The sequence below is a fragment of the Paraflavitalea pollutisoli genome (genome assembly GCF_029360705.1).
Classification (GTDB): Bacteria; Bacteroidota; Bacteroidia; order Chitinophagales; family Chitinophagaceae; genus Paraflavitalea; species Paraflavitalea pollutisoli.
This window is the reverse complement of the sequence record NZ_JARKMX010000008.1, coordinates 784905-807385: the sequence shown is the minus strand read 5'-3', so window position 1 is coordinate 807385 and position 22481 is coordinate 784905. Positions and strand designations below refer to the sequence as shown.

General features: G+C 52.9%; 15 protein-coding genes. 8 read left to right on the top strand and 7 right to left on the bottom strand.

Going from position 1 to position 22481, the window contains the following annotated elements:
• Positions 1 to 69 precede the first annotated feature (69 nt).
• Positions 70 to 2601, bottom strand: coding sequence for a phosphocholine-specific phospholipase C (locus P2W70_RS17330; protein WP_276482760.1), 2532 nt, complete (start codon positions 2599 to 2601; stop codon positions 70 to 72).
• Positions 2602 to 2710: 109 nt separating this feature from the next.
• A complete protein-coding gene (locus tag P2W70_RS17325; RefSeq protein ID WP_276482759.1) occupies positions 2711 to 2941 on the bottom strand; it encodes a helix-turn-helix domain-containing protein in 231 nt (76 codons plus the stop codon).
• Between the two features lie 198 nt (positions 2942 to 3139).
• On the opposite strand from P2W70_RS17325, the gene P2W70_RS17320 reads away from it, so the two are divergent.
• From P2W70_RS17320 to P2W70_RS17305, 4 genes are all read left to right on the top strand, one after another.
• Positions 3140 to 3607, top strand: a complete 468-nt coding sequence (locus tag P2W70_RS17320) for an Lrp/AsnC family transcriptional regulator (protein ID WP_276482758.1) — start codon at positions 3140 to 3142, stop codon at positions 3605 to 3607.
• A gap of 4 nt (positions 3608 to 3611) precedes the next feature.
• On the top strand, positions 3612 to 4625 hold the full coding sequence (locus P2W70_RS17315) for an EamA family transporter (RefSeq protein ID WP_276482757.1): 1014 nt from the start codon (positions 3612 to 3614) through the stop codon (positions 4623 to 4625).
• A gap of 520 nt (positions 4626 to 5145) precedes the next feature.
• Positions 5146 to 5553: a hypothetical protein gene (locus P2W70_RS17310; protein WP_276482756.1), complete on the top strand. Its 408-nt coding sequence runs from the start codon at positions 5146 to 5148 to the stop codon at positions 5551 to 5553.
• Between the two features lie 103 nt (positions 5554 to 5656).
• On the top strand, positions 5657 to 8479 hold the full coding sequence (locus P2W70_RS17305) for a CHAT domain-containing protein (RefSeq protein WP_276482755.1): 2823 nt from the start codon (positions 5657 to 5659) through the stop codon (positions 8477 to 8479).
• 6 nt (positions 8480 to 8485) lie between these two features.
• On the opposite strand, the gene P2W70_RS17300 is transcribed toward P2W70_RS17305, so the two are convergent.
• Entirely contained in the window at positions 8486 to 8698 is a 213-nt protein-coding gene (locus tag P2W70_RS17300) for a hypothetical protein (RefSeq protein WP_276482754.1), read from the bottom strand.
• 417 nt (positions 8699 to 9115) lie between these two features.
• Between P2W70_RS17300 and P2W70_RS17295 the strand changes: the two genes are divergently transcribed.
• Positions 9116 to 9706: an RNA polymerase sigma factor gene (locus tag P2W70_RS17295; protein WP_276482753.1), complete on the top strand. Its 591-nt coding sequence runs from the start codon at positions 9116 to 9118 to the stop codon at positions 9704 to 9706.
• Between the two features lie 7 nt (positions 9707 to 9713).
• Positions 9714 to 10442 carry a tetratricopeptide repeat protein gene (locus tag P2W70_RS17290; RefSeq protein WP_276482752.1) on the top strand — a complete coding sequence of 243 codons (729 nt, stop codon included), beginning with the start codon at positions 9714 to 9716 and terminating at the stop codon, positions 10440 to 10442.
• Positions 10443 to 10452: 10 nt separating this feature from the next.
• Here P2W70_RS17290 and P2W70_RS17285 read toward each other — a convergent pair whose 3' ends face one another.
• The 4 genes from P2W70_RS17285 to P2W70_RS17270 form a co-directional block, all read right to left on the bottom strand.
• Positions 10453 to 10686: a hypothetical protein gene (locus tag P2W70_RS17285; protein WP_276482751.1), complete on the bottom strand. Its 234-nt coding sequence runs from the start codon at positions 10684 to 10686 to the stop codon at positions 10453 to 10455.
• A gap of 14 nt (positions 10687 to 10700) precedes the next feature.
• Positions 10701 to 11771 carry a homoserine O-acetyltransferase family protein gene (locus tag P2W70_RS17280; RefSeq protein WP_276482750.1) on the bottom strand — a complete coding sequence of 357 codons (1071 nt, stop codon included), beginning with the start codon at positions 11769 to 11771 and terminating at the stop codon, positions 10701 to 10703.
• A 77-nt stretch (positions 11772 to 11848) separates the two neighbouring features.
• Complete coding sequence (locus P2W70_RS17275) at positions 11849 to 13174, bottom strand: O-acetylhomoserine aminocarboxypropyltransferase/cysteine synthase family protein (RefSeq protein WP_276482749.1); 1326 nt, start codon at positions 13172 to 13174, stop codon at positions 11849 to 11851.
• Positions 13175 to 13568: 394 nt separating this feature from the next.
• The gene (locus P2W70_RS17270) at positions 13569 to 17423 is read right to left on the bottom strand and encodes a hypothetical protein (RefSeq protein WP_276482748.1); all 3855 of its coding nucleotides are present in this window, start codon (positions 17421 to 17423) and stop codon (positions 13569 to 13571) included.
• Positions 17424 to 17605: 182 nt separating this feature from the next.
• Here P2W70_RS17270 and P2W70_RS17265 point away from each other — a divergent pair, with 182 nt between their 5' ends.
• Positions 17606 to 19594 (top strand): PKD domain-containing protein, encoded by a 1989-nt coding sequence (locus P2W70_RS17265; RefSeq protein WP_276482747.1) that lies wholly within the window; start codon positions 17606 to 17608, stop codon positions 19592 to 19594.
• A 174-nt stretch (positions 19595 to 19768) separates the two neighbouring features.
• Positions 19769 to 22474 (top strand): CHAT domain-containing protein, encoded by a 2706-nt coding sequence (locus P2W70_RS17260; protein ID WP_276482746.1) that lies wholly within the window; start codon positions 19769 to 19771, stop codon positions 22472 to 22474.
• Positions 22475 to 22481: the final 7 nt, after the last annotated feature.

The window sequence follows — 22481 nt, the reverse complement described above, 5'->3', positions numbered from 1 at the left end:
AGCCCCTTCTGCCGGATTGTACCGGGGAAGGGGCTGAACGACTTGAATGCATGTATGAATATCTGGCTGCTAAATGATACCACCCATGTGCGGATCAGTCTTGCTGTCTTTTCCGGTCTCAACGTGTCCGGCATAGCGGCGTGCATACGCTGCATTCCCTTTCACCGTCACGGTAACATCGTACCAGCCATGGTTGGCGGCCAGGTCGAGTACCACATTGTCTTTGCCACCTGGCGCTTTCACCGTAATGGTCTTGGCTGCCTGGCGGTAGGCATTGTCGGTGATGAGGAAGGTCATCGCTGCCAGACTGTTATTCTCCAGACGTATGATGAGCTTGTTGTACAGGAAACGCTTGTTCTCTGCCGTAGCTTCATAGACGGCCGATATGACTGCCTGCGGATCCTGCGCATTGCCCTTGAATTCCCGGAAGAAGCCATTGGGGGCATGTACCTGTAGCTGATACCGGCTGCCGTCGAACTGATCCAGTGCCCATTCGTCGGAGAGGTGTTTACCAGCGGCGACGGTATAATCGCGTACCCGCATTTTTTCTCCGTTGAATGCCCCCGGCGTATATACCTGGAAGGGGGCGCCGAGTGCCTGCGCGCCAAAATGCTGCGCACTAGCCTGGCAATGGAGGGTCACTGCTTTTTTATCGGCACTCAATTGCGCTTCTGCATACAATTCATAAGGAAGCGCGTTGGCGCTGCGGATCCCTTTTTCCTGTTTGGGCATGAAGAAGGCGGAGGCCGGTTTGGTATTGGCGATCGCGATATCTTCTTTGGTCAGCTTCCTGAAATTGGAAGGCAGGTCTTTGAATTTGGCTTTGTGGATGCCTTCTACAAACGGATCACGCTGCAGTGGGGCAGGGCTGGCTATCTTTTCGCCGTTGTAGGGACGGAATACCGACGTAAGATCACCGCAGACAGTCCGTCGCCAGGTGGTGATATTGGGTTCGGTGACTTGCTTACCGAGTTTGTGCGTCAGGAATTGCTCGAGGAACTGCAGGGAGGAGGTATGGTCGAACACTTCAGAGTTGACCCAGCCGCCACGCGTCCAGGGCGAAGCGATCACCAGGGGTACGCGATAGCCGAGGCCGATAGGGCTTTCGCGCCTATCGTCGTCGTCGGATGATTGCTGGGTTTTGTTGGCCTTTACATATTCAACGTTGGTGGGAATCCCTTCGGTGGTGAAGCCTGTTTCTTTTTTGTCGGGGTGCGGCGCTACAAAAGGCGGCAGGTGATCGAAGTAGCCATCGTTCTCATCATAGGTGAGTACGAGGATGGTCTTCTTCCACACTTCGGGGTTCTTGGTGAGGATGTCCATCACTTCGCTCAGGTACCAGGCACCATACCAGGCAGCACCGGGATGATCGGAGAAATTTTCCGGCGCTACGATCCAGGAAACGGTCGGCAATTTGCCTTCATTGACATCTTCGCGGAACTGGTGCAGGATATCGCCTTTAGGCAATAACACTTCCCGTTCGGTAGCACCATCCTGGTATTTCAAAGTAGCCAGCTCGTGGTAGTGCGGGTCTTGTTTATTGGTTGAAAAGGCTTTTTCGTGAATCGCCTTTTCGCGCTGTGACAAGGCATGGTAGCGTGCTGCTGTGTATTTTTGTTGGTCGGCCTGGTTGGCGGCCAGCCATTTTTTTAACTGGGTCAGGCGTCGGGTGATCTTAGTCGCGGCATCACCGGTAGCAGCGGCGAGCGCAGTTTCCTGAGCCGCAATCTGTCCTTTCAGTTTTGTCTCGTCGTTTGGTAGGTTCTTGATGTAAGCAGGAGCGAGCTTCACGTTGTATTGCGCGAAAAACTCCAGGGGATTGTCGGTGAAGTTGGACAGCCAGCTGTCTTGCTCGCCTTCAAATCCAACGCCTACACTGATCTCATTCTGGTATACTTTCCACCGCACACCGAGGTCTTCGAGTCGCTCCGGGAAGGTGGTCCAGTTGGCCCAGTTCTCATAATCGGCGTCGCCGTTCCAGACGCGGGCCATCACATCGGCTTCCATTTTTTCACGAATGGTGCCCGACCAGAAATACAGGCGGTTGGGGGTGGTGCCGGTAAGCGAAGAACAGAAGTTGTGGTCACACACGGTGAAAGCATCGGCCAGTGCATAATAGAAAGGAATATCCTCGCGGGTATGGTAGCCCAATGTCAGCGGCATGTGTTTATAGGACGGGTTGCCGGAGGCTTTGGCCTGCAGCCAGTGGTCGTATTTGCCGTTGTTACGGGCATCGACCTGGTTGCTCCACGAATGCGGGAGTGAGTTCATCCAGGTAGCCTTGGTATTGCGGATGTCGAGGTGAAAGGGGGCATAGGTTTCGCCGACGGCATTGGTTTGCAGCCACACCTTGTTGTTGTCTGCCAGGGTGATGGCGCGGGGATCATTGAAGCCGCGTACACCCTGCAGGGTACCATAGGTATGATCGAAGGAACGGTTTTCCTGCATGAGGAATACGACGTGTGCTGCATCACGCCAGGTACTACCGGCGGGAGGGTCGATGGCGAGGGCCTGGGCAATGGAGGCGGGGAGTACCTGCATAATTCCGGTGCCGCCTGATAAGATCGATGCTTTCTTTAAAAATGACCTGCGCGTTTCCATGAGCGATGGCAATAATTTACAGTATGGTTAAAGCAATAAAAGTATTGGATAAGGAACGATTCTATACCGTCAAGGTAAGAATTAAACGGATGGTAACATGGTGCAATCGTTAGCCCATCAGTTTTTTGTACGCATGCTCGTCGAGGTATTCGAGGATATCGCCGGGCTGGCATTCGAGCACACGGCAGATCTCTTCGAGGGTGGAGAAGCGGATGGCTTTGGCTTTTCCGCTTTTGAGCACGCTGAGGTTGGCGATAGTGATATCGACTTTGTCACTGAGTTGGGTCAGTGTCATTTTGCGTTTGGCCAGCATGACATCCAGGTTGACTACGATCGGCATGAAGAGGGCGCAAGTTAAAGAGAAAGAGCGGACATTATCGATAAACGATAAACAATTGCCGCTTTTCGAGCTGGGGTGCTGCCGGTCACCGACGATTCCACGGTTCACCCACTCAATCAGGCGATTTATTCACTAAATAAAGAATTATTTTCAGAATATTATTCGGAATCTTTGTAGCTTTACGGAAATTAATTCTGTATGGATATTGAATTGGACGACATTGATCTGCAGATCCTCGACCTGATGCAGGAAAATGCCCGCATTTCCAATGTTGACCTGGCCAAGCAATTGTCGATGGCGCCGTCGGCCGTGCTGGAAAGGGTCAAGAAGCTGGAGCAGAAAAAAGTGATCCTCCAATACAAAACAGCGATCAATCCACTGGCCCTCAACCAACGGCTGCTGGCCTTCATCTTCATCAAAACGAAAGAGCTGGAGTCCGACGCAAAGATTGCCAGTACCCTGGCCAAAATTCCCGAAGTGCAGGAAGTGCACATCGTAGCCGGTGAAGATTGCTTCCTGGTCAAGGTCCGTACAGAAGATTCCGCTTCCCTGATGGCCCTCATGCGCAAGGAGATCAAGAAAGTGCCCAACATCATCTCCACCAAAACAACCATTGTGCTGGAAACCGTGAAAGAGCAACAACAATTGGTGATCAGAAAAAACTAACAGTATGTCATTAGCTGAAAAACAAAAACAAGCCAGTCCTTTACTCATCTTTGTCGCCTTTGCCACGGTATACATCGTATGGGGTTCCACCTATTTCTTTATCGCTAAAGCGGTCGCACATATCCCGCCGTTCATGCTCGGGGCCCTGCGTTTTATCATCGCCGGTGTCCTGCTACTGTTGTGGTGTGTGATCCGCAAGGAAAAAATATTCAATCCCACGCAGATCAAACATGCGTCCATCACCGGTGTACTGTTGTTATTCGTAGGTACCGGCGCCGTGATCTGGGTCGAAAAAACAATGCCGAGCTCCCTCGTCGGTGTACTGATCGCATCACAGGCCCTGTGGTTCGTGTTACTCGACAAACCCAACTGGAAGACCAACCTGTCCAACCGGAACACCGTAGCCGGTTTGTTGATCGGTTTTGGGGGTGTTATCCTGCTGATGTACGAGAGCGCCGCCGACGTGATCGCCGGCCATGGTGCCGTATCGGGCCTCAGTTTATTGATCCTGCTCATCGGTATGTGGAGCTGGGCCGGCGGATCGCTGTACTCCAAGAAAAAATCAACCGGGTCTACTACCGTCAACTCTGCGTGGCAGATGCTGGCGGCCGGCCTCGTATTTCTGCCCGCCAGCCTGCTCAATAAAGAATGGGCTGGTTTCGACTGGCAGGCGGTGCCCGCTTCTTCCTGGCTGGCAACGGCCTACCTCGTGGTATTCGGGTCGCTGGCCGCTTTCAGCGCCTATGTCTGGTTGTTGAGTGTTCGTCCCGTTACCCAGGTGAGTACCCACGTATATGTCAACCCGGTGGTGGCGGTACTGCTCGGCGTTTTGTTTGCCGGTGAGCACATGAGTGGGCTGCAACTGGCAGGCCTGGCCGTGATCCTCGCCTCCGTATTACTGATCAACCTGGCGAAATACCGTAAAACGCCCGATAACAACAACCATACGCAGGCGCCCGCCTCGAAAAGCAGTATGCCCCTGACCGGTACTGCCGGAAAAATTGCCTGCGCCAAATAAGTTCGCGTCTAGCCATGAAAGAGCCGGCTTTAATGCATCACAGCTGGCAACGCAAAGGAGGTCCCCGTGACCTCCTTTTCTTTTTTCCGCCCGCTTCGGAAAGGGCAAACGGTCAACGCCACCGCAAATCCCTGGGGAGGTTGTGAAAACGTTAAACCTGCATTTTTGTCGGCAGATTAGTTTTGACCGCATGGCTTTTTTATTACTTTCACCATTCGATGGTATCACCCGCCATTCTTTTTGTGTGAATATTGATTTCGAGTGAGAAAACAAGATGAGTTTGTTTCCATATCCGGACCGATTTACGACAAAATCCTGTACACTTTCGGGCCCATTCTAAACCAGTACTGTACTTATCCTTATATGAAAGTTTTTACTCCCCCTTATGAATCGTTTCAACTCCGGATCAACAGGTATGCTGTTTCAATGAATTCAGGTGACCCTTCGAACCTGACCTGAAGGTGTTGTTCGGTATGCCGGATATAGCAAATCTCCAATTGTTCACTTTAAAATCAGGTTTATGAGCATTAATGAATCGACCGCAGCAGCTGCGCTGGAAACGCTGTATGCCCCTATTGCCCCTCCAGGCTATGGCCTGTGGTTTACGGGCGAGTACAAAGACATCGTTATCGAGGAATCTACGATCAAACACCGCAAGGAAGCCATCGAGGCTTATTACGCAGGTTATACCGCTGCGTACAACATCGTGAAAGGTAAGTCGTATGCCTGCAAATTTGAGTGGTCGCAGTCGCCTTCCGCCCAACCCAGTTGCCTGTGCTACACCTTGTATGTATTTGTAACACCTCCGCCTTCCATAGCACTGGAGAAATCCAAAGCTGACATGGTTGCCATGGAATTTGCAGACGGCGATGGCGACGGCCAGATCGATCCGCCCAAGCCACCACCACCGCCTCCACCACACCTGTAAGTGAAGCGCCTTAGATAATACCCAACAGGATTTGTCCCGGCAGACCTGCTCGCTGAGCGTTCTGCCGGGATTTTTTTATTTATTATAACTACCTTTAAGCGCGATGGGTAAGTACATCACGCTCCTGTTTTGTAGCTGGTTATGGTTCAATGGCGCAAAGGCACAATGTCCCGGCAGGGATGCATGGGTGCAACGCATTGCTGTATTGAAGGCCGCAGCGCCCCGCAATCCGGACTCCACCCGATGGCAACTCCAACTACTGCAAAAAGAATTGATCCGTTGTGGATACCGCGACGACTCCACGCACATTCAATTGCTCCGGGCTATCGCCACCACCTATGTGCTCCAACAGAAGAATGAAGACGTGATCCGTGTGTTGCAGCAAGCCCTCGATATCCTCCGGCAACCTGGCTACCGGCATACGGGCGACAGCCGGGACCTGGTACAGCTCCATTACTTTATTGCCCTGTATTACAACAAGACGGGTAATATTCCGGAGGCCATGACGGCCTTGGAAAATTGTGTGACCACCAGCCGCTCCTCTGGTTTTGTAGATCCGTCTGCCCTGACAGCCTTTTATGAGCGGGGAGAATATTTTTATGACCTGGGCGACTACCACCGAAGTCTGGAGTATTTCCAGGAATGCAATGACAAGGCGACCCACTACCTGCCCCTGGTGACCAATGCAGCCGATAGTCAACAGGTCATGTCTTATGCACACAGCAGTTTCGTATGGCAGATCAACAGTCATGTCAGGTTGCGGCAATATGATATCGCCGAACAGTTACTCAGCAACCAGGTGGGCAACCAGGCGCTACGACGGCTGTCCGCTTATCAGGGTACCTATTATGGATTACGTGCCGAGGTTGAATTGCACAAAGGCCGTTATGATCTGGCCCTGAGCGATCTCAAAAAAGCCTTGACGCTCGAAAAGAACGCACTGCCCCGCAAGCAACTACTGAATACATTGGCTACGGAGATCTACTTCCGGCATTTGAAACAATACGATCAGGCCCTCGCCATTTTCAAAACGGCCTTATCAACTATCAACAAAGATCCTGGTCTCTATAAGGCAGACTCGGTAGAGTCGGTCAATATCTGGTCCAATATGGGCGAGCTGTATACACAGCAAGGACAATTTGGGCAGGCGCAGTCCTGCTTTAGCCGGGCACTGGATCATATCCACCCGGGTATCACTGCCGCCGAGATCGTGCGCACGCCACCGGCCGACTTTATGCGCCAGAAGAAAACGCATTACCTCACCGGCCTGTTTATGGAAAGAGGCAATACCTGGCAGCGTAAATACCAGGAAACCCACCAGGGGGCCGACCTGGATAAAGCCATTGCGGCGTACCGGGAAGCCGACCAGCTGGTGAACCGCATCAAAACCGAGCAGGCCAACCTCAACTCCAAACTATTCTGGCGACGAAGCAGCCACGGCTTGTACGAGGCTGCCCTGGAAGCCTGTTACCTGTCGGGCAATGTAGAAGAAGCCTTTTATTTCTTCGAGAAAAGCCGCGCCGTGCTGCTCAACGATCAACTGGCCGATCAGCGGTGGATGGGGGAGCAGGATATCCGGTTGCAAACGCAGTCGATGAAGCGTGTCAGTGCCCTCAACCGCGAACTGGAAAGCCCGATCCTGACGATCGCAGAACGCAGCAGCTTACTGGCTGAAAAAGTAGCACATCAGCAAAAACTCGATAGCCTGCGTACCCTGATCAAACAACGCAATCCCTTCTACTACCAGAGTTTTATCGATAGCAATTTCATCACGCTTTCGCAGGTGCAGAACGGCATACTGCGGGATTACGGGGCCCTGGTGGAGGTGTTTGCCGGCGACAGCGCCGTGTATATGCTGGTCGTCGATGCGCAACGTACCCAGTTGCGCCGCATCGACAAACAGCGGTATGATAGTCTGGCCAGTGCCTTCAACCGGTATATCACCACCTACAGTTTGCAGAACGATGATTTTGGTACTTTCTCGGACATTGCCCACCGCTTGCATGCGTTGATCTTTGCCGGTGTACAATTGCCGCCGGGTCGTCTCATCATTTCGCCGGATGGGGCCTATTTCCCCTACGAAGCCCTGCAGACCACGGCCAAGCAAGGTTCTTACCTGTTGCGTGAACATGCGATCAGTTATACCTATTCGGCACGTTACCTGCTCAATGATTTTACGGTGCCGCCGGGCAGGGAAACGCGGAGTTTTATGGGCGTAGCACCGGTACAATATGGTTACTCACAATTGCCCGAGCTGGCAGAGAGCGACCGCTCGCTGCGCATGCTGACCGGTTATTTCAGCAGTGCCGACAACTTTATCGGGAAGGATGCCTCCCGCCACAATTTCTTGCAGCATTTTACCGACTACCGCATCATTCAATTGTATACCCACGCGCTGGACAATAAAGAGGATGGAGAGCCGACGATCTATTTTTCCGATTCTATGTTGCCGTTGTCGGAGCTGGTGAGCGACCGGCGGCCAGCCACCAGCCTGGTGGTGCTTTCTGCCTGCGAAACCGGCACGGGTAAGTTTTACCAGGGTGAAGGTGTGTTCAGTTTCAACCGTGGATTTGCGGCGCTGGGCATCCCGGCCGCCATTACGAGCCTGTGGAAGGCCGATAACCGGAAGACCTATACCCTGACTTCCTTGTTTTATAAGTTTTTGTCGGCGGGTGAACCGGCAGATGTTGCGTTGCAACATGCCAAACTGGAATTCATGACAAATGCTTCGAAGGAAAATATGTTACCTTATTTCTGGGCGGTGCCGGTGTTGACGGGAAAGATCACGGCCATTCCGGCTGCTGAAACTGCTTCGTGGTGGTTGTTGATCCCGGCGTTGGTGCTGGTCCTCATTGTTATTGGCGTAGCCGTAGGGTGGTGGAGGAAGAAGAAAAGGGCCTACACGGGGCAGGCCCTGGTTGACTAACTAACTTTACTCGGTCACGGGGGCTATTTTCCCCAATACTTCTTTGATGGCTATAATTTCTTTACAGATAGCGAGGATCTCGCAGGGGTGTTCGAGCAGGTTGAGCTGATTGAGCTCATGCTCCAGCGTCTGGATATGTCCCTGAAGAAATTCCAGTCGCGCCTCCTGGGAGTCATAAGGCAATGTTTCCGCGATTAGCTGCATGTCTTGGACTTTCATAGACGGTAGTCTTGTATGAAACTTGGTTAATGTTAACCGGATCATTGGCCGGACGTTGTTTGGTTCATGAATGGCTATAAAGCCCTTGCAGAAGCAAGGGCTTTATGAAATAGCACTGCAAATCCCTGCCGCGCAGTATCTTGAAAAAGGTTTAATGCTTAATGGCGTAATATCTTTGTGTACCTGGTCTCCGTTGATCGGTCTGAGGGTTACCCCTGACAGCAAAAAGCAACAATTTCATCATGGAACCGATAAAAATGTTACCGATAGCAGCACGGTTACTGTCATGGATAAGACTAATGGTTGAGGGTCGCTTTCATGATATTAGTCGCGGGACGGATAAATGAGGGAAACAGCGAAGCGAATTATTTTTGGGCATATTTTTGTTATCTTACGGCTAACTGCCACATTTCTATAATGAACGACTCGAAAAATTTACCGGCCGCGGATCTCCGGATCCTCGAAAATCTGACCCGTGGCGGTATAGATAGAAGAAAAGGCGAGGAGGAACTGTTCAGCACCTACATGTATTTCATCCAGGAAGGCATGCGCAAATACCCCCTGATAGAGGATGAATCCTTCGATGCCTACTCCGATACCATTCTCTCCGCCATCGACAAGATTGCCGACGGCAGTTTTGAACGCGCTTCTTCCCTCAAAACCTGGTTGTATAAAATATTTCAGAACAAATGCGTTGACCTGTTGCGCAAAAAGACGACTAATAAGAATAAGGTGCATCAAACGGTTTCTATTACGGACATGCTGTTGCATGTTTCGGACGCCGGTAAATCCATCGTACAAAAGCTCGCAGATCAGGCAGATGAACAATTGTTGAAACAAAGATTAACGGAAATAGGCGCCAACTGCCACCAGCTGTTACAGCTCTCGGCAGAAGGACATACAGACAGGGAAATAGCCGCACTGATGGAATACAAAACGGCCGATGTGGTAAAAACCAGCAGGCTCCGATGCCTGGATAAACTGCGCCGATTATACAATCCGACATAAAGGTCACATGAAACACCTGGAATACATCGACGACTATTTTAAAGGAGCGCAGACGGCTCCCCTTCATCAGCAATTCGAGCAGCGACTGCACGATGATCCTTCTTTTGCCGAAGAAGTAACCTTCTACCTCAGCACCCAAAAACTGCTGCAGCAATCGGCCCGGGCCGAAAAAATAGCCCGTTTCCGCAAAATATACAACGACAGGCCCGCTACGCCCGTCGTAGCCATGCCCGCCAAACGCCGCGTATGGTATTATATATCCGCCGCCGCTGCCATCGTCGCCATCGTACTCTCGGTCACCTTCCTCACCGGCGACTCCAAGCAACAACTGGCCGACCAATACATCAAACAGGAACTCAATGACCTGGGTGTATCGATGAGCGCCACCGTCGACAGCATCGAACTCGTTCGCTCCTTATACAACAAAGGCAAATACGCCGAAGCCCTCCAGATCTCCGAGGCACTCGTTACCCGCAATAACGCCAACGTCAAGGCCCTCGAATACGCCGGCGTCACCAACCTGCGCCTGCAGCAATACGACAAAGCCCTGGCCTGGTTCAAGCTCATGGCCGACCGTGGCGGATACAGCAACAAAGGCACTTTCTACCAGGCCCTCACCCTCATCAAAAGAGACAAGCCCGGCGACCTCGTGCAAGCGAAAGGACTGCTGGAAGTAGTCGTTAAGCAAGACCTCGATGGCCGGGAAATTGCCCGCGAATGGCTGGCCAAATGGTAAAAAGAAACGGTTATCCCTTCATCACACTAAAAGAGAATTTTCTGCCGGTAGAAGCGGCTGCCCGCAACAAAGCGTCAATCACTTCCCTGATCTCTCCAGCCGTTCTGCGCCGGAACGTGATATTGCCCGACTGGGCCATTTCATTACGTGGTATAAACAACTCCTTCTTCATGGCACGGATCAAATGCCGGTAATCGGCCGCACCTGCCTGGTGCAGCTCGACCCGGGCGGTAAAATAGTTCATGGTACTGATTTTCGTTAAACATTGCTGTGTAAATCGCTTTGCACCGGTTTATCAGCCCTGACCGAACTATCGTGTAAAAAATCCAGTATCTCTTTCTCGATAACCTCGAATTCCAGCAAGAATCCATCGTGCCCATACAGCGAGTGGATCGCTGCCAGCTTTGCCCCGGGTATATGTTGTGCCAGGTACACCTGCTCCGCCAGGGGAAACAGGATATCGGTTTCAATACCGATCACCAGCGCGCGCGCCCGGATACTTTGCAGGGCCGTCGCGGCATCCTGGCGGCCACGCCCCACGTGGTGACTATCCATGCTGCTGCTGAGGCGATGATAGCTGTATGCATTGAAACGTCGCGCCAGTTTTTCGCCCTGGTATCGTTGGTACGTGCCCGCTTTGTAACGAGCCGGCGCAAAAGGCGCCTCGTCGCTCTGAAACAGGTCGTAGGTCTGGTAATGCCGGTAGGATAGGAGCGCTACACTCCGCGCCACCTTCATGCCTTCCATCCCGGCATCGGGATGCTCCGTACGCCAGCTGGGATCATTTTCGATACACCAGCGTTGCGAAGCATTGAAGGCCTTGCCCCAGGCCGAATGCCAGGCATTGGTGGCAATGGGGATGATATAGTCAAAGGCTCCCGGTTCTTCAATGGCCCATTCCAGCAATTGCTGGCCACCCATGCTTCCCCCAATGCCGATATGTATCTGCCCGATGCCCAGGTGCTGCCGCAAGGATTGGTACATATGTACCATATCGCGAATGGTAAGCTCAGGAAAAGAATGATAATACGCTCCATCGCTGCCTGGCTTTTTTTCCAGCGGGCCCACACTGCCATAACAACTGCCGGGCATGTTGACACAAATAATAAAATACTGTGCCGGGTCGAATAATTTTCCCGGCCCCACCAGGCCTGGCCACCAACTGACGGCATCACTGTTGGCCGTCAGTGCGTGAAAGACCCACACCACCTTGTTGCCCATGGCATCAGGTTGTCCGTACGTATGGTAAGCGAGGTGAAAACCGGCGAGGGTGTCGCCACTTTCCAGCAAAAATGGTTCGTTGGATACAAAAAGTTGATGATCGCTCATGGTAAATCTGGGCGTTGCTTGGTACAAAAAATACCCGGCACCTTCGCGGCGCCGGGTGGATCCTTGAGCACCTTTTATCAGGATACGAGTTCTTTCGCAAATACTTTATCGATGGCCTGTTCGAAATCGGCGATGATGTCGCTGATGTGTTCGATGCCCGCACTAACACGGATCTGGTTAGGACGTACACCCGAAGCCACCTGTTCTTCTGCACTCAGCTGTTCGTGGGTGGTAGAGACAGGATGGATCACCAGCGTCTTGGCATCGCCTACATTGGCGAGGTGACTGGCCAGCTTCAGCGAATCGATGAGCTGACTGGCTTTCTCTTTATCTCCTTTGATACCGAAGTTGAGGATACCACCAAATCCATTGGTAAGGTATTTAGCCGCCAGTTTATGATAAGCGTTGTCTGTAAGACCAGGATACTCTACAAACTCTACCTGCGGATGGTTCTGCAACCAGGTCGCCAGGGCCAGCGCATTGTCTACATGGCGTTGTACGCGGAGCGACAAAGTTTCCAGTCCCTGGAGCAGCAGAAAGGAGTTGAATGGGCTCAGTGAGGGGCCGAAATCACGCAGCCCTTCTACCCGCGCACGGATCGCAAAAGCGATATTGGGCAGCCCCAGTGGATTGCCTTCTCCAAACACCTCCCAGAACTTCAGGCCATGATAGCCTTCGGAAGGCTCCGTAAACTGCGGGAACTTGCCATTGCCCCAGTTGTAATTACCGCCATCGACGATCACGCCACCAATGGTAGTACCATGACCACCGATCCATTTGGTAGCAGATTCAACGACTACATTGGCGCCATGTTCGATCGGGCGAAACAGGTAGCCACCTGCTCCAAACGTATTATCAACCACCAATGGCAGGTCATACTCACGGGCCAGCTGTACGAACTTCTCAAAATCGGGAATATTGAGGCGTGGGTTGCCGATGGTTTCCAGGTAGATCGCCTTGGTGTTCTTGTCTATCTTTTTCGCAAAGGCATTGACATCATCACCATCTACAAAACGCGCCTCGATACCCAGGCGCTTGAAAGCGACCTTGAATTGGTTGTACGTTCCACCATACAGGAAAGAAGTAGAAATGAAATTGTCACCAGCCTGCAGGATATTGGTCAGCGCGAGAAACTGCGCCGCCTGACCCGAGCTGGTGGCCAGTGCGGCCACGCCACCTTCCAATGCGGCGATCCGCTGCTCAAACACATCGGTAGTGGGGTTCATGATGCGGGTATAGATATTGCCGAAGGCACGCAGACCAAACAGATCGGCTGCATGGGCGGCATTGTCGAATCCGTAAGAAGTGGTTTGGTAAATGGGAACTGCTCTTGATTTGGTGGTAGGGTCAATCTGTTGACCGGCATGCAATTGTAAGGTGTCAAAATGCCACTGCTGACTCATAACGATACTATTTTAATAATTAATGGAATACAATAAGAAGAAACGAAACAGGAATTGGATAGGCGTGCTTATTGACAGCAGCAACCCATCAGCGAGTGACCGCTACAACAACACGTAGAATAATATGTCTTTACTGGTAGCAGGAGAATAATGTATTAGTCCACAAGTTAAGTGGGTTAATAGTTCTCTCCAAATATTTTTTGCGTCCAGGATGTTAAAGGTAGGAGGGGATTATTGCGATTAGTGCCGCTATTGAGTTGACGGGGCCGTTGCTTGAGTAAGCAGGAAGTGACAATGAGTGGAATGGGAGAAAAGGGCAACAAGGCATCCAGGCAACGAGGTAATAATGGACAACCGAGGCCCGCAATCGCTCAGCGGGCGGCGTAGCAGCTCACTAATGATAATGAATCTCAGGAAGTTGCTGCCGTTTGAGTTCGTGCCTGTACTTCTTGATATATTTCTTGTTTTTCTTGGCGCCTATACTGGAACCGGCACCACTGAGGATCATTTTGATCATGTAGTTGAAGATAGAACGATCACGCAGGCGCTCGAAATACACGATACCCGTTTTGCCCCGGTTGCGGCTTTTGATCACGAAACTATTGGCAATAAAGGTGATAGCTTTCGTCAGGAAATTCTTTTTCTGTTCATCGCCCTTGTTCAGGAACTCGACGTTTAGCCGCTGGTATTCCATCTTCATTTCTCCGTAAGAAAGGTACTCCCGACCGATCGCCCGCATGGTGAGGGTATCGAGGTAGCCGGAGCGAATGCGAACCGAGGCGAGGGGTTCTACTGCTGGGTTGAGCAGCAATAGGTTGGCCCGGCCGATGCGGGTAGTCATCAGGAAGGCCGCCAGCGAATCGGTATAGGACTCTTGCAGCCGCATATTCACATCGATGGAGTCGAATAAGGTGGCATGAGCCTGCAGTTTCAGGCTATCCTGGTGTTCGATACCAAAACTCTTGACATGCGCCAGCAACGCGTTAAGGTGCGTGATGGGAATGATGCCCGACTTGTTGGTCTTTTCACTCAGTTCTTCATACTGCACCTGCCCATCGATGACCTGCACACTATCCAGTTGCAACCGGAAAGGTATTTGCCGGATCTGGTTCACCGGTAGGGGGCGTATCACATTCGGCTCACGTGGTGGTCTTTTGTCGCGGTATACCGATATCGCAGGCTCGTGTACCCGCACAGATGGAATGTGTACGATGGAATCGTGCAGCAAAGCGCGCAGGTCGGGCCGGTGAAAATCGATGCGCCCGGTTTGTAGATGTATATAGTCTGTTTGAAAGGGCTTGCTGGCTACATAAGCATCACGGTCGGCGGTGGGCCAGTAACTGAAGGAGTCTATCGACAACAACTGTTGCGCGCGGTGATAGCTGAGCTTTTTCCAGCGGAAAGCGTTTTTTACCGAGAGAAATTCTCCGGAGAGATCGCGCAGGTAAAAACGCGGACTGTGATCGAGCCATTCAGTGGGCGACTGCTTGGCTTGCAGGGCCAGGTGTTCCAGCGTCAGCGAGGCCAGGTGGAGGCGACCGCTGTCTTTGCCGATGCCCTGCAGCGCCATGTCTTTAATATCCAGGTGCTCTAGCAGGCCGGCCCAGGCAACCGCCTGCGGATGGCCGTCCCCCAGGTGCAGATTGGAAAGTGTAAGCTGCATACGCTGCGGCTTCAATCGCAGTATGTCTTTGCCGGTATGGGTAAAGGCGACATCTGTACCGTTGATCTTTACCTGTTGTATGCTGAGTGGGGACTGCCCGTCATGCACGATGTTTTTAATGACCCATTGATTGTCCGCAGGCGTATTGCCCTTGTCCCATAGCAACCGTAGCGACTGCTCAGCCTGTTGCTGGTAGAAATGGATGACCGGCTGGTCCAACTGCAGCTCGCCGATGTGCAGCAACGGCAATTCCTTGCCGGCTTTACGTTCGGTAGCCACAGCCGCCGGGCGGTTGCCCAGGTGTGCCCACAATACAGGCGATTGTAGGGCAATGGAGTTGATATGAATACGTCCATCGAGCAGGGCAGCGATATCCGGTACAAAACGAAGTACCGGCACACTAGCAGCGATCGTATCGTTACCATTGGTGTGCGACACCCGTAGGTAGGTGAGTTGCGAGGATGCGCGGTCGGCAATCTTGTATGGCCCCATATTGGCCTCCAGGCCCTGTCCTATATACTGTCCGTTATGGCCCTCGATGACCAGGGCACCCACCTTCGCATCGGCCCCTTCCTGTTTCGATACGCCACGCAACGATAGCCGGGCAAGATGCGTTTGTAAAGTGCCGTGAGCCGTATGCAGCGTAAGCCGCGTATTGTTGCCATCAACTTCCCTCGCCAGCAGGGAAATCGGGAGACCACGGTTGGCCTTATGGGTAGCAGGTTGCAACGTAAACGATGCCTGCGCTTCTTTCCACGACAACTGATCGATGCGCACATGGTCGCTGCTGTCGTTGAAATCGAGCCCTGAAAGATGCAAGCCTTTAGCCCGTATCTGCATGTTGCCCACCTTGTCGCGGATCACCGCCTCATCGGCACGCAGGTGGGTGCCCTGCGCGAGGAAACTGCCGCCCTGGATGGTTGCCTGCAACTTCGGGGTGGTGATGCTACCCTTGACAAAATGCAGGGAATCGACCGCTTCACCCATCATCGCTGATGAACGAGCCTCCAGCAACTCGTCGGTTGATACGGTCAGGTCTACCTGCTCCAGCAACAACTTGGTACCAGGACTGGGTTCGTACGACACATGGCCGTCGATTACCCGGATGCGCTCGAGCGACATGACATTGTCGAGCGAGTTAAGTATGGAATAGAGAGAAGGCTTTTTATCAGTGCGCTTTGCCTTGAACCGGCGTACATACAGGATCTCCGGCTGATACAGGATGGCTTGCTTTGCTTTGATGTGGCGGTCGAAGAGGAGGGCTTCCCAGGATAAACTGTCGAGCTCCAGCACCGGCAATTCATGGTGCCTTTGTATAGGAGCGCCGGCCAGGCTACTGATCGTAAAATTATTGAGCAGGATATTGGAGTTGACGATGCGGATGCTGTCAAATTTAAATCGATAGGTACTGTCTTTGTTGAGGCTGGAGTAACCGCGGATGGCCATATCGAAACGGCCGATAGATACCGGTTGCGGGGCACGTCGGTCGATGACCAGGTCGCGCACTTCAAAATCATCGCCCCGGGTATTGAAGGTGGCGGCTTTTCCGTTGCGCAGGGTGACAACAGAGGTGGTGGCATTTTTCACCCCCACATACCCCAGTTCCAAATGGATGCCCAGGTGCCGCAATACGGTATCCATGGGTACAGGGGGCAGGTCGGTGCGCTTGCGACCACTGTCGACCTTTACCTGCAGGTCGATGTTGGGATTGGTTGCATACAGCGAATCGGCCTTTATTTCCCCGTTGGCATACAGCGCGGGGAAATCGATATTGGAAAACCGGAGCTTATCGAAATAAAGTTTCAATGACAAAGGTTGCTGCCGCACACCGGTAGATACAATAGTACAGCTATCGAGTGTCAGTTCGCGGTTACGAACATGGATACTGAACTGGCTAAAGCCGAGCCGGTAGCGATTGTCGGGGAAGGTGATGAGCTGGTGATCGGTCCGGAACTCGATGTCTTCTGAAAACTTAAAGGCCGAAGTATCTGCCGCATCGGCCCCTACATGAATATTGTTGATGGCAAAATAGATATTGGAGAGGGCGACTGGCTGCCAGTCGGACCGCGCCTGGTTATCGAGCAGGAAGCGCCCGTTGAGGATGCGGAAATGTTTTACCTCAAACAGGTTCAGGGCATTTTGTATCGAGTGATAGATGTCACCAATTTCGTGGGTGAGGGACCCATGGCGACGCTCCAGCGTGTCGGACTTCATGACGCGGATATCCGGGTTTTGGATCGCCAGGCTGTCGATCACCAGTTCGCGGTGCAGTACCAGGGAGCGAAGGCGGTGCAGGCGCAGGTGGATACGCTGAACGGATACCCGGAAGGCTGATTTTTTGGCGACCGAGTCGGTATTGAAGATCACCGCGTCCTTCAGTTTGAGCTGCCGGGTGCTGAAATCGTAGGTAATGCTTTTCAGCGACAGTTCGATGGTGCCATTGGACCGGGAGCGGACAATCTCGCGCAGGATGTTTTCGGCATGGTGTACAAACCAGAAATAAGCCGCCACCAGCAAAGCCAGCAGCACTCCAAAAACAATACCACCGATCTTCAACAACTTCCTTACCAATGGTTTAACGGCCATACTGTAAGTTACGGTTTTTTCGTTATATGGGTCTGCCCGGTGGCGCCGATCCGTAAAACCAGGCATCGTTGGAATTCGTATATGACATATGTCATAGGCCCGCACCTTGTTTTATCTTGCTGCGGGGGTAACAAAACATCCGTACCGTTTATTTACGACAGATACCACAAACGGCCGACGATATGAAAAGAACCCGACTACTGCTTCAGACCTTGCTTTTACTGGTGAGTGCTGTACCCGTGGCTGCCCAGCTCAACGATACGCTGCCAGCCATCATAGAGCCCTCCATTGACCATAACCGCGTACTGTTCAGGTCGCAGTTGCGCCCATTGCGGGGCGTGGCGGGTGCTCCGGCTCCCTTCTATACCTATTTCTGGGAGTTTGGCGATGGCCGCTACAGTTTTGAAAAAGAACCGGTGCACCAATACAAAGATACCGGCGACTACAACGTACGCCTGTATGCGACCAATAACTACGACGATGGCAAGAAGCCACCTTCCCGCCTCAAAAAGATCAAAGTAGGGAAGAAGGCCCTGCTGGCGACCAATAGCACCCCTGCCTTTTTCAAAGGAACAGGTGCGCTGGAGATGATCACCAACCAGCAGCCACGCCCGGGGGAGGACATGTTGTTGTTGCTCGGTTACCGCAACCGATCGGGCAATAGTCCCGTCAGTGGTTCCGTGATGTTGTTGTACAACGAAAAAGAATTTGCCCAAAGCAGTTTTGACCTGGCAGAAGCACGTACCTATCACCAGGAACGTACCATCGGACTCGATTCGGTGCTGGCCTATGCGCCGGCGGAAGACCGGGAAGAAGCGCCGGCTTTTCGCGAGCGCCGCAGCCTGTTTGCCGCCAATAGTGAGCGCGGGGTACGGGTGGGCAACAAACCGCAACTCAAGCAGTTCCTGCACCAGCAAATGGCTACCTACCGCAAGCACCATATCTGGCGGGTACAATCCGTGGCAGCCGGCCAGGAACAATTTATGTTTGTGCAATTGAACACCCTGCCCGAGATGATCAAAGACACCAATGCCGTGGTGACCATCACCGGACTCTTCATTCCCGACGATCCATCCCTGGAGGTAGAGCAGTACCAACTGGAATTACAGATCGTGGCGTCGCATGATCCCAACCGCCTCCAACTGCGCAACCGGCGGCTCAATTACCGCTTTACAGGTAAGAACCGCGAGAATACCTACAAGATACAGTTTCAGAATACCGGGAAGGGACCAGCCAAACGGGTGGCAGTGACCGTCACCATTCCGGGTATGCTCAATCCCGGTACGGTGGAGATCGTTGATATAAAACCAGCCTGTACCTGGTGCGACTCGGCTTATGCCTACCAAAGTTGCTTCGACACCGTGCTGACCAAAGACAGCATTCAATTCATCTTCAAGAATATTTACCTGCCGGGTACCCAGCAGGAGGGGATCAGTGATCCGGATTCTACCATGGGGTATGTGCGGTACCGGTTGCGGTTCAACAAGGGCATGAAGAAACTGCCGTTTACCAGCCGAGCCTCGATCGTATTCGACAAAAATGAACCCATCTATACCAATCGGTCGGTGGGGCGTTTCAAGAAGGGGCTGTCGCCGGGTATTGTATTGGGCTACGGCTTCATTCCCGGTAAGAAAGCGGTGGATGTATTGTCGCAGCAATATGTAGTAGGCCTGACGTTGTCGGAATATGCGGCTTACCGGCAATACTGGCAATGGGAACTGTACCTGGGCAAAACGAATACGGTCGACACCTACGAAGGACGTTTCCGGGGCGGCGATACCATCCTCAACGGCGTAGGCTACAAGGTGGAGTACCGCGACCATTACAAACACCAGAGCGTGCTGAACCTGGAAGCGGTGCCGGTGTTCTTCCGGTACAACGTCAACAGTTTCCTGGTGGCGGGTGCCGGTGCGCTGGTGGGCGTGGAACTAGAACGAAGGACGGCACATACGATCGATACGTATGTGCAGCAGGCCAACGGGCAGGGGCTGCAGCTGATCAAAGGCAAATATGAACCACATATAGAATCCTTGACGAAATGGCGGGGAGCCATCTTTGCGGATGTGCAGGTAGGCCTGGTGCGCCATGGGCCAGCCGTTGGCGGTCGCTTCCTGCAATACATCAGTCCCTCGCACCAGCGCCTGTTTGTGTATGCGAGTTGGAAGTTGTAGAGAAGGCAACGAGGCAAACAGGCAACCAGGCATCGAGGGAATACAAAATACAAAGGCGGCAAGGGATCAAGAGAATACAACGAATATATCTATGCAGGTTATTCCACTGCTTTTACTCAGTTGCCTCGATACCTTGTTCCCTTTCAGGGAATGACCTACTTTAGCAGTATGGGCATGTCCATAGTCCGCTGCCTGCCAAAGGTGATTTTACTGCTTCTTGTTTACGGCTGTTGCGTGTTGCCGGCAATGGCCGTCACCGACAGCCTGCCACCAGTTGCCTTGCAGCAACAGCTCGACCAATACCGCCAGGCCGATCAACTCGAGGCCTGGATCTATGCCCGCACCGATTATGCAGAAGCAGGGCCACAATCGCGTTTGTCCTTTCTGATGCAGACCCAGGCAGCCGCCTGGCGTTCCTTTACCACCTACGATGAAAGACTGGCCTGGTTCAACCTGTTGTTGTTGCAGGGGTATTACCAACTGCAATCCGGCAATATCCTGGCTTCCATCAAGGGGTATGAAGCGGCCTTGCAGTTTTATGAGGCCTATCCCTTGCCTGATGCCGATAACATCCTCGATTATTTACTCAAGCCCCTGGGTAATAATTATACGCGCCTGGGTGATTACGAAGCCGCGCTTTTTATCCATGACAAAACCATGCAATTGGCCAAAGCGCGGGGCGACCGGCAGGAGATGGCCGCGGCTTACAACAATATGGCCATCAGTACCCGCTGGCAGGGCGATCTGCCCGCTGCTTTGCAGTATTGTCGACTGGGACTGCAACTGGCCGGTGCCTCCACACCGCTTTATAGTTTGTTGCTGAGTACGCAAGCCGAAGTGTACCAGGAAGCGGGCCAATACGATAGTGCGCGGATAGTAGTGGACCGTGCCATTGCCCACCTGCGACGGTTTACTGCCTTGCCGGAAGCCCGCTACTGGTATGGCAGCGCGTTGCAGGCTGCTGCCCAGGTGGCCCTCAAACAGCAACAGTATGCAATCGCACGGCGCTATGTACAGGAAGCAGCCCGTTGGTTCCAACAATATTTCCCCGACAACCGTCCCCGCGAAAAAGCGAAGATCGACGTACTGACCGGTGACGTGTACCTCGCTACCGGACAGCCACAGGCGGCCTTGCAAGCGTACCAGTCGGCCTTGCAGCGTTTATTGCCTGGCTGGCAACCTGCCTCAGCGGCAGCCGTTCCACCAGGTGCACAGTTGTACAGTGAAAGTCTGCTGGCAGATGCACTGACCGGCAAGGGCCGCGCCTTTACGCGGCTGGGCAAGCAGGTCGCCGCACTCGCACAATATGATGGAGTTTTTGCGGCCGTGTACCGGTTGCAGCAAGCCTTTTATCATACTTCCGCCAGGTTGCAAGAACAGGAATTGGCCAAGGCCCGGGCCAATGAAGCCATGCAACTCGCGCAGGCTTTGTGGGTTCAAACAGCGCAACCCGCCTACCGGGATCACCTGCTGCTGATCGCCGAGCAATCGAAGGCACAGGTGCTGGCCTATGAGCGCAACCGGCGTCACCCAACCGGCCGTCAAGCGACAGACAGTACCACACGTAAGGTACATCAGCTGCAGGAAGCGGTGGTTTACTATGAGCGGGAACTGGCTACCCATCCCCAGGATACGGCCACCGCCAGGTTATTGCAGGCTGCCGATTACGAACTCATGACCCTCGATGACCGCCTGCGCTACGCAGCTACAGGCGGTGTACCTGTTACTGCTGCCAGACTGAGCGATTTCAGGCGCCAGCTGCCGCTCAACTGTATCGCCATCGAATTCTTTGCCGGTAAAGACAGTACCTGGCTCATCGAATTTGACCAGCAAACGGTTCATGGGGTGCGTGTGATCGAGGCCGGCAGCCAGACCGAAGCAGTTATCCGGAATTATATGAATACCTGGTATCAACAAGGCCCCCAGGCGATGCTGAGCGATCCGCAAGCTTTTTTTGCAGCGGGTTATGCCTTGTACCAGCGCATTTTTGGCGACCGTACCTGGCAGTCGGACAAACGCTACCTGCTGATCCCGGATGGGCAGTACAGTTACCTGCCTTTTGAAGCATTGCCGGTGCGCAACGCCTTCGTTAATAATTATGGACAATGGCCCTATCTCCTGCGGGAAACCACTTTATCCCAGGCTTATTCCCTGCAAACCTGGTATGAACAGCAAACGACGAAATATGAAAAGAGTGGCTTCACCGGCTTCTTTATCAGCAAAGGAGCCAGCACCCGGCAGGCGACGCTGATGGTGCAGGACGAATATGCGCAATTGCGGCAACAGGTATCGGGCAATTACTACGTCGATAGCGTGGCTACCTGGCAACAATTTATAGACCATGCACGCGACCAGGGCGTACTGCATATCAGTAGTCATGCAGTAGCCGCGGGTAAGGATACACAGGCTTACCTGCAGTTATATGATCAGCCTTTTTACCTGTTCGACCTGCGCTACCGAAGCTTTGCGCCTACATTGGTGGTATTGGGCGCCTGCCAAACGGCAGATGGCGCCTGGCTGGCCGGAGAGGGCGTTAATAGCCTAAGCCGGGCCTTTACCGGAGCGGGAGCAGGCGGTGTCATTGCCGGACGCTGGAATGTCAATGACCTGGCCGGTACCAGTATCCTCCTGCATTTCTATGGGGCACTGTCTCAACAGCAGGATGCAGCTGCCTCCCTGCACAAGGCCAAACTGCAATACATCGACGGGCAGACAGGCAACACACGCCTTCAATTGCCCTATTACTGGGCCGCACTTACGTACAGCGGCCATTGGCAGCCCATCAGGTTGGAAAGGCCCGTTTCGGGCATAGGATGGTATTGGTGGGCCGGTGGTGTATTGCTGTTGCTGGGCGGACTGGCCTACTGGAAATTTGCGTAAATTGCCG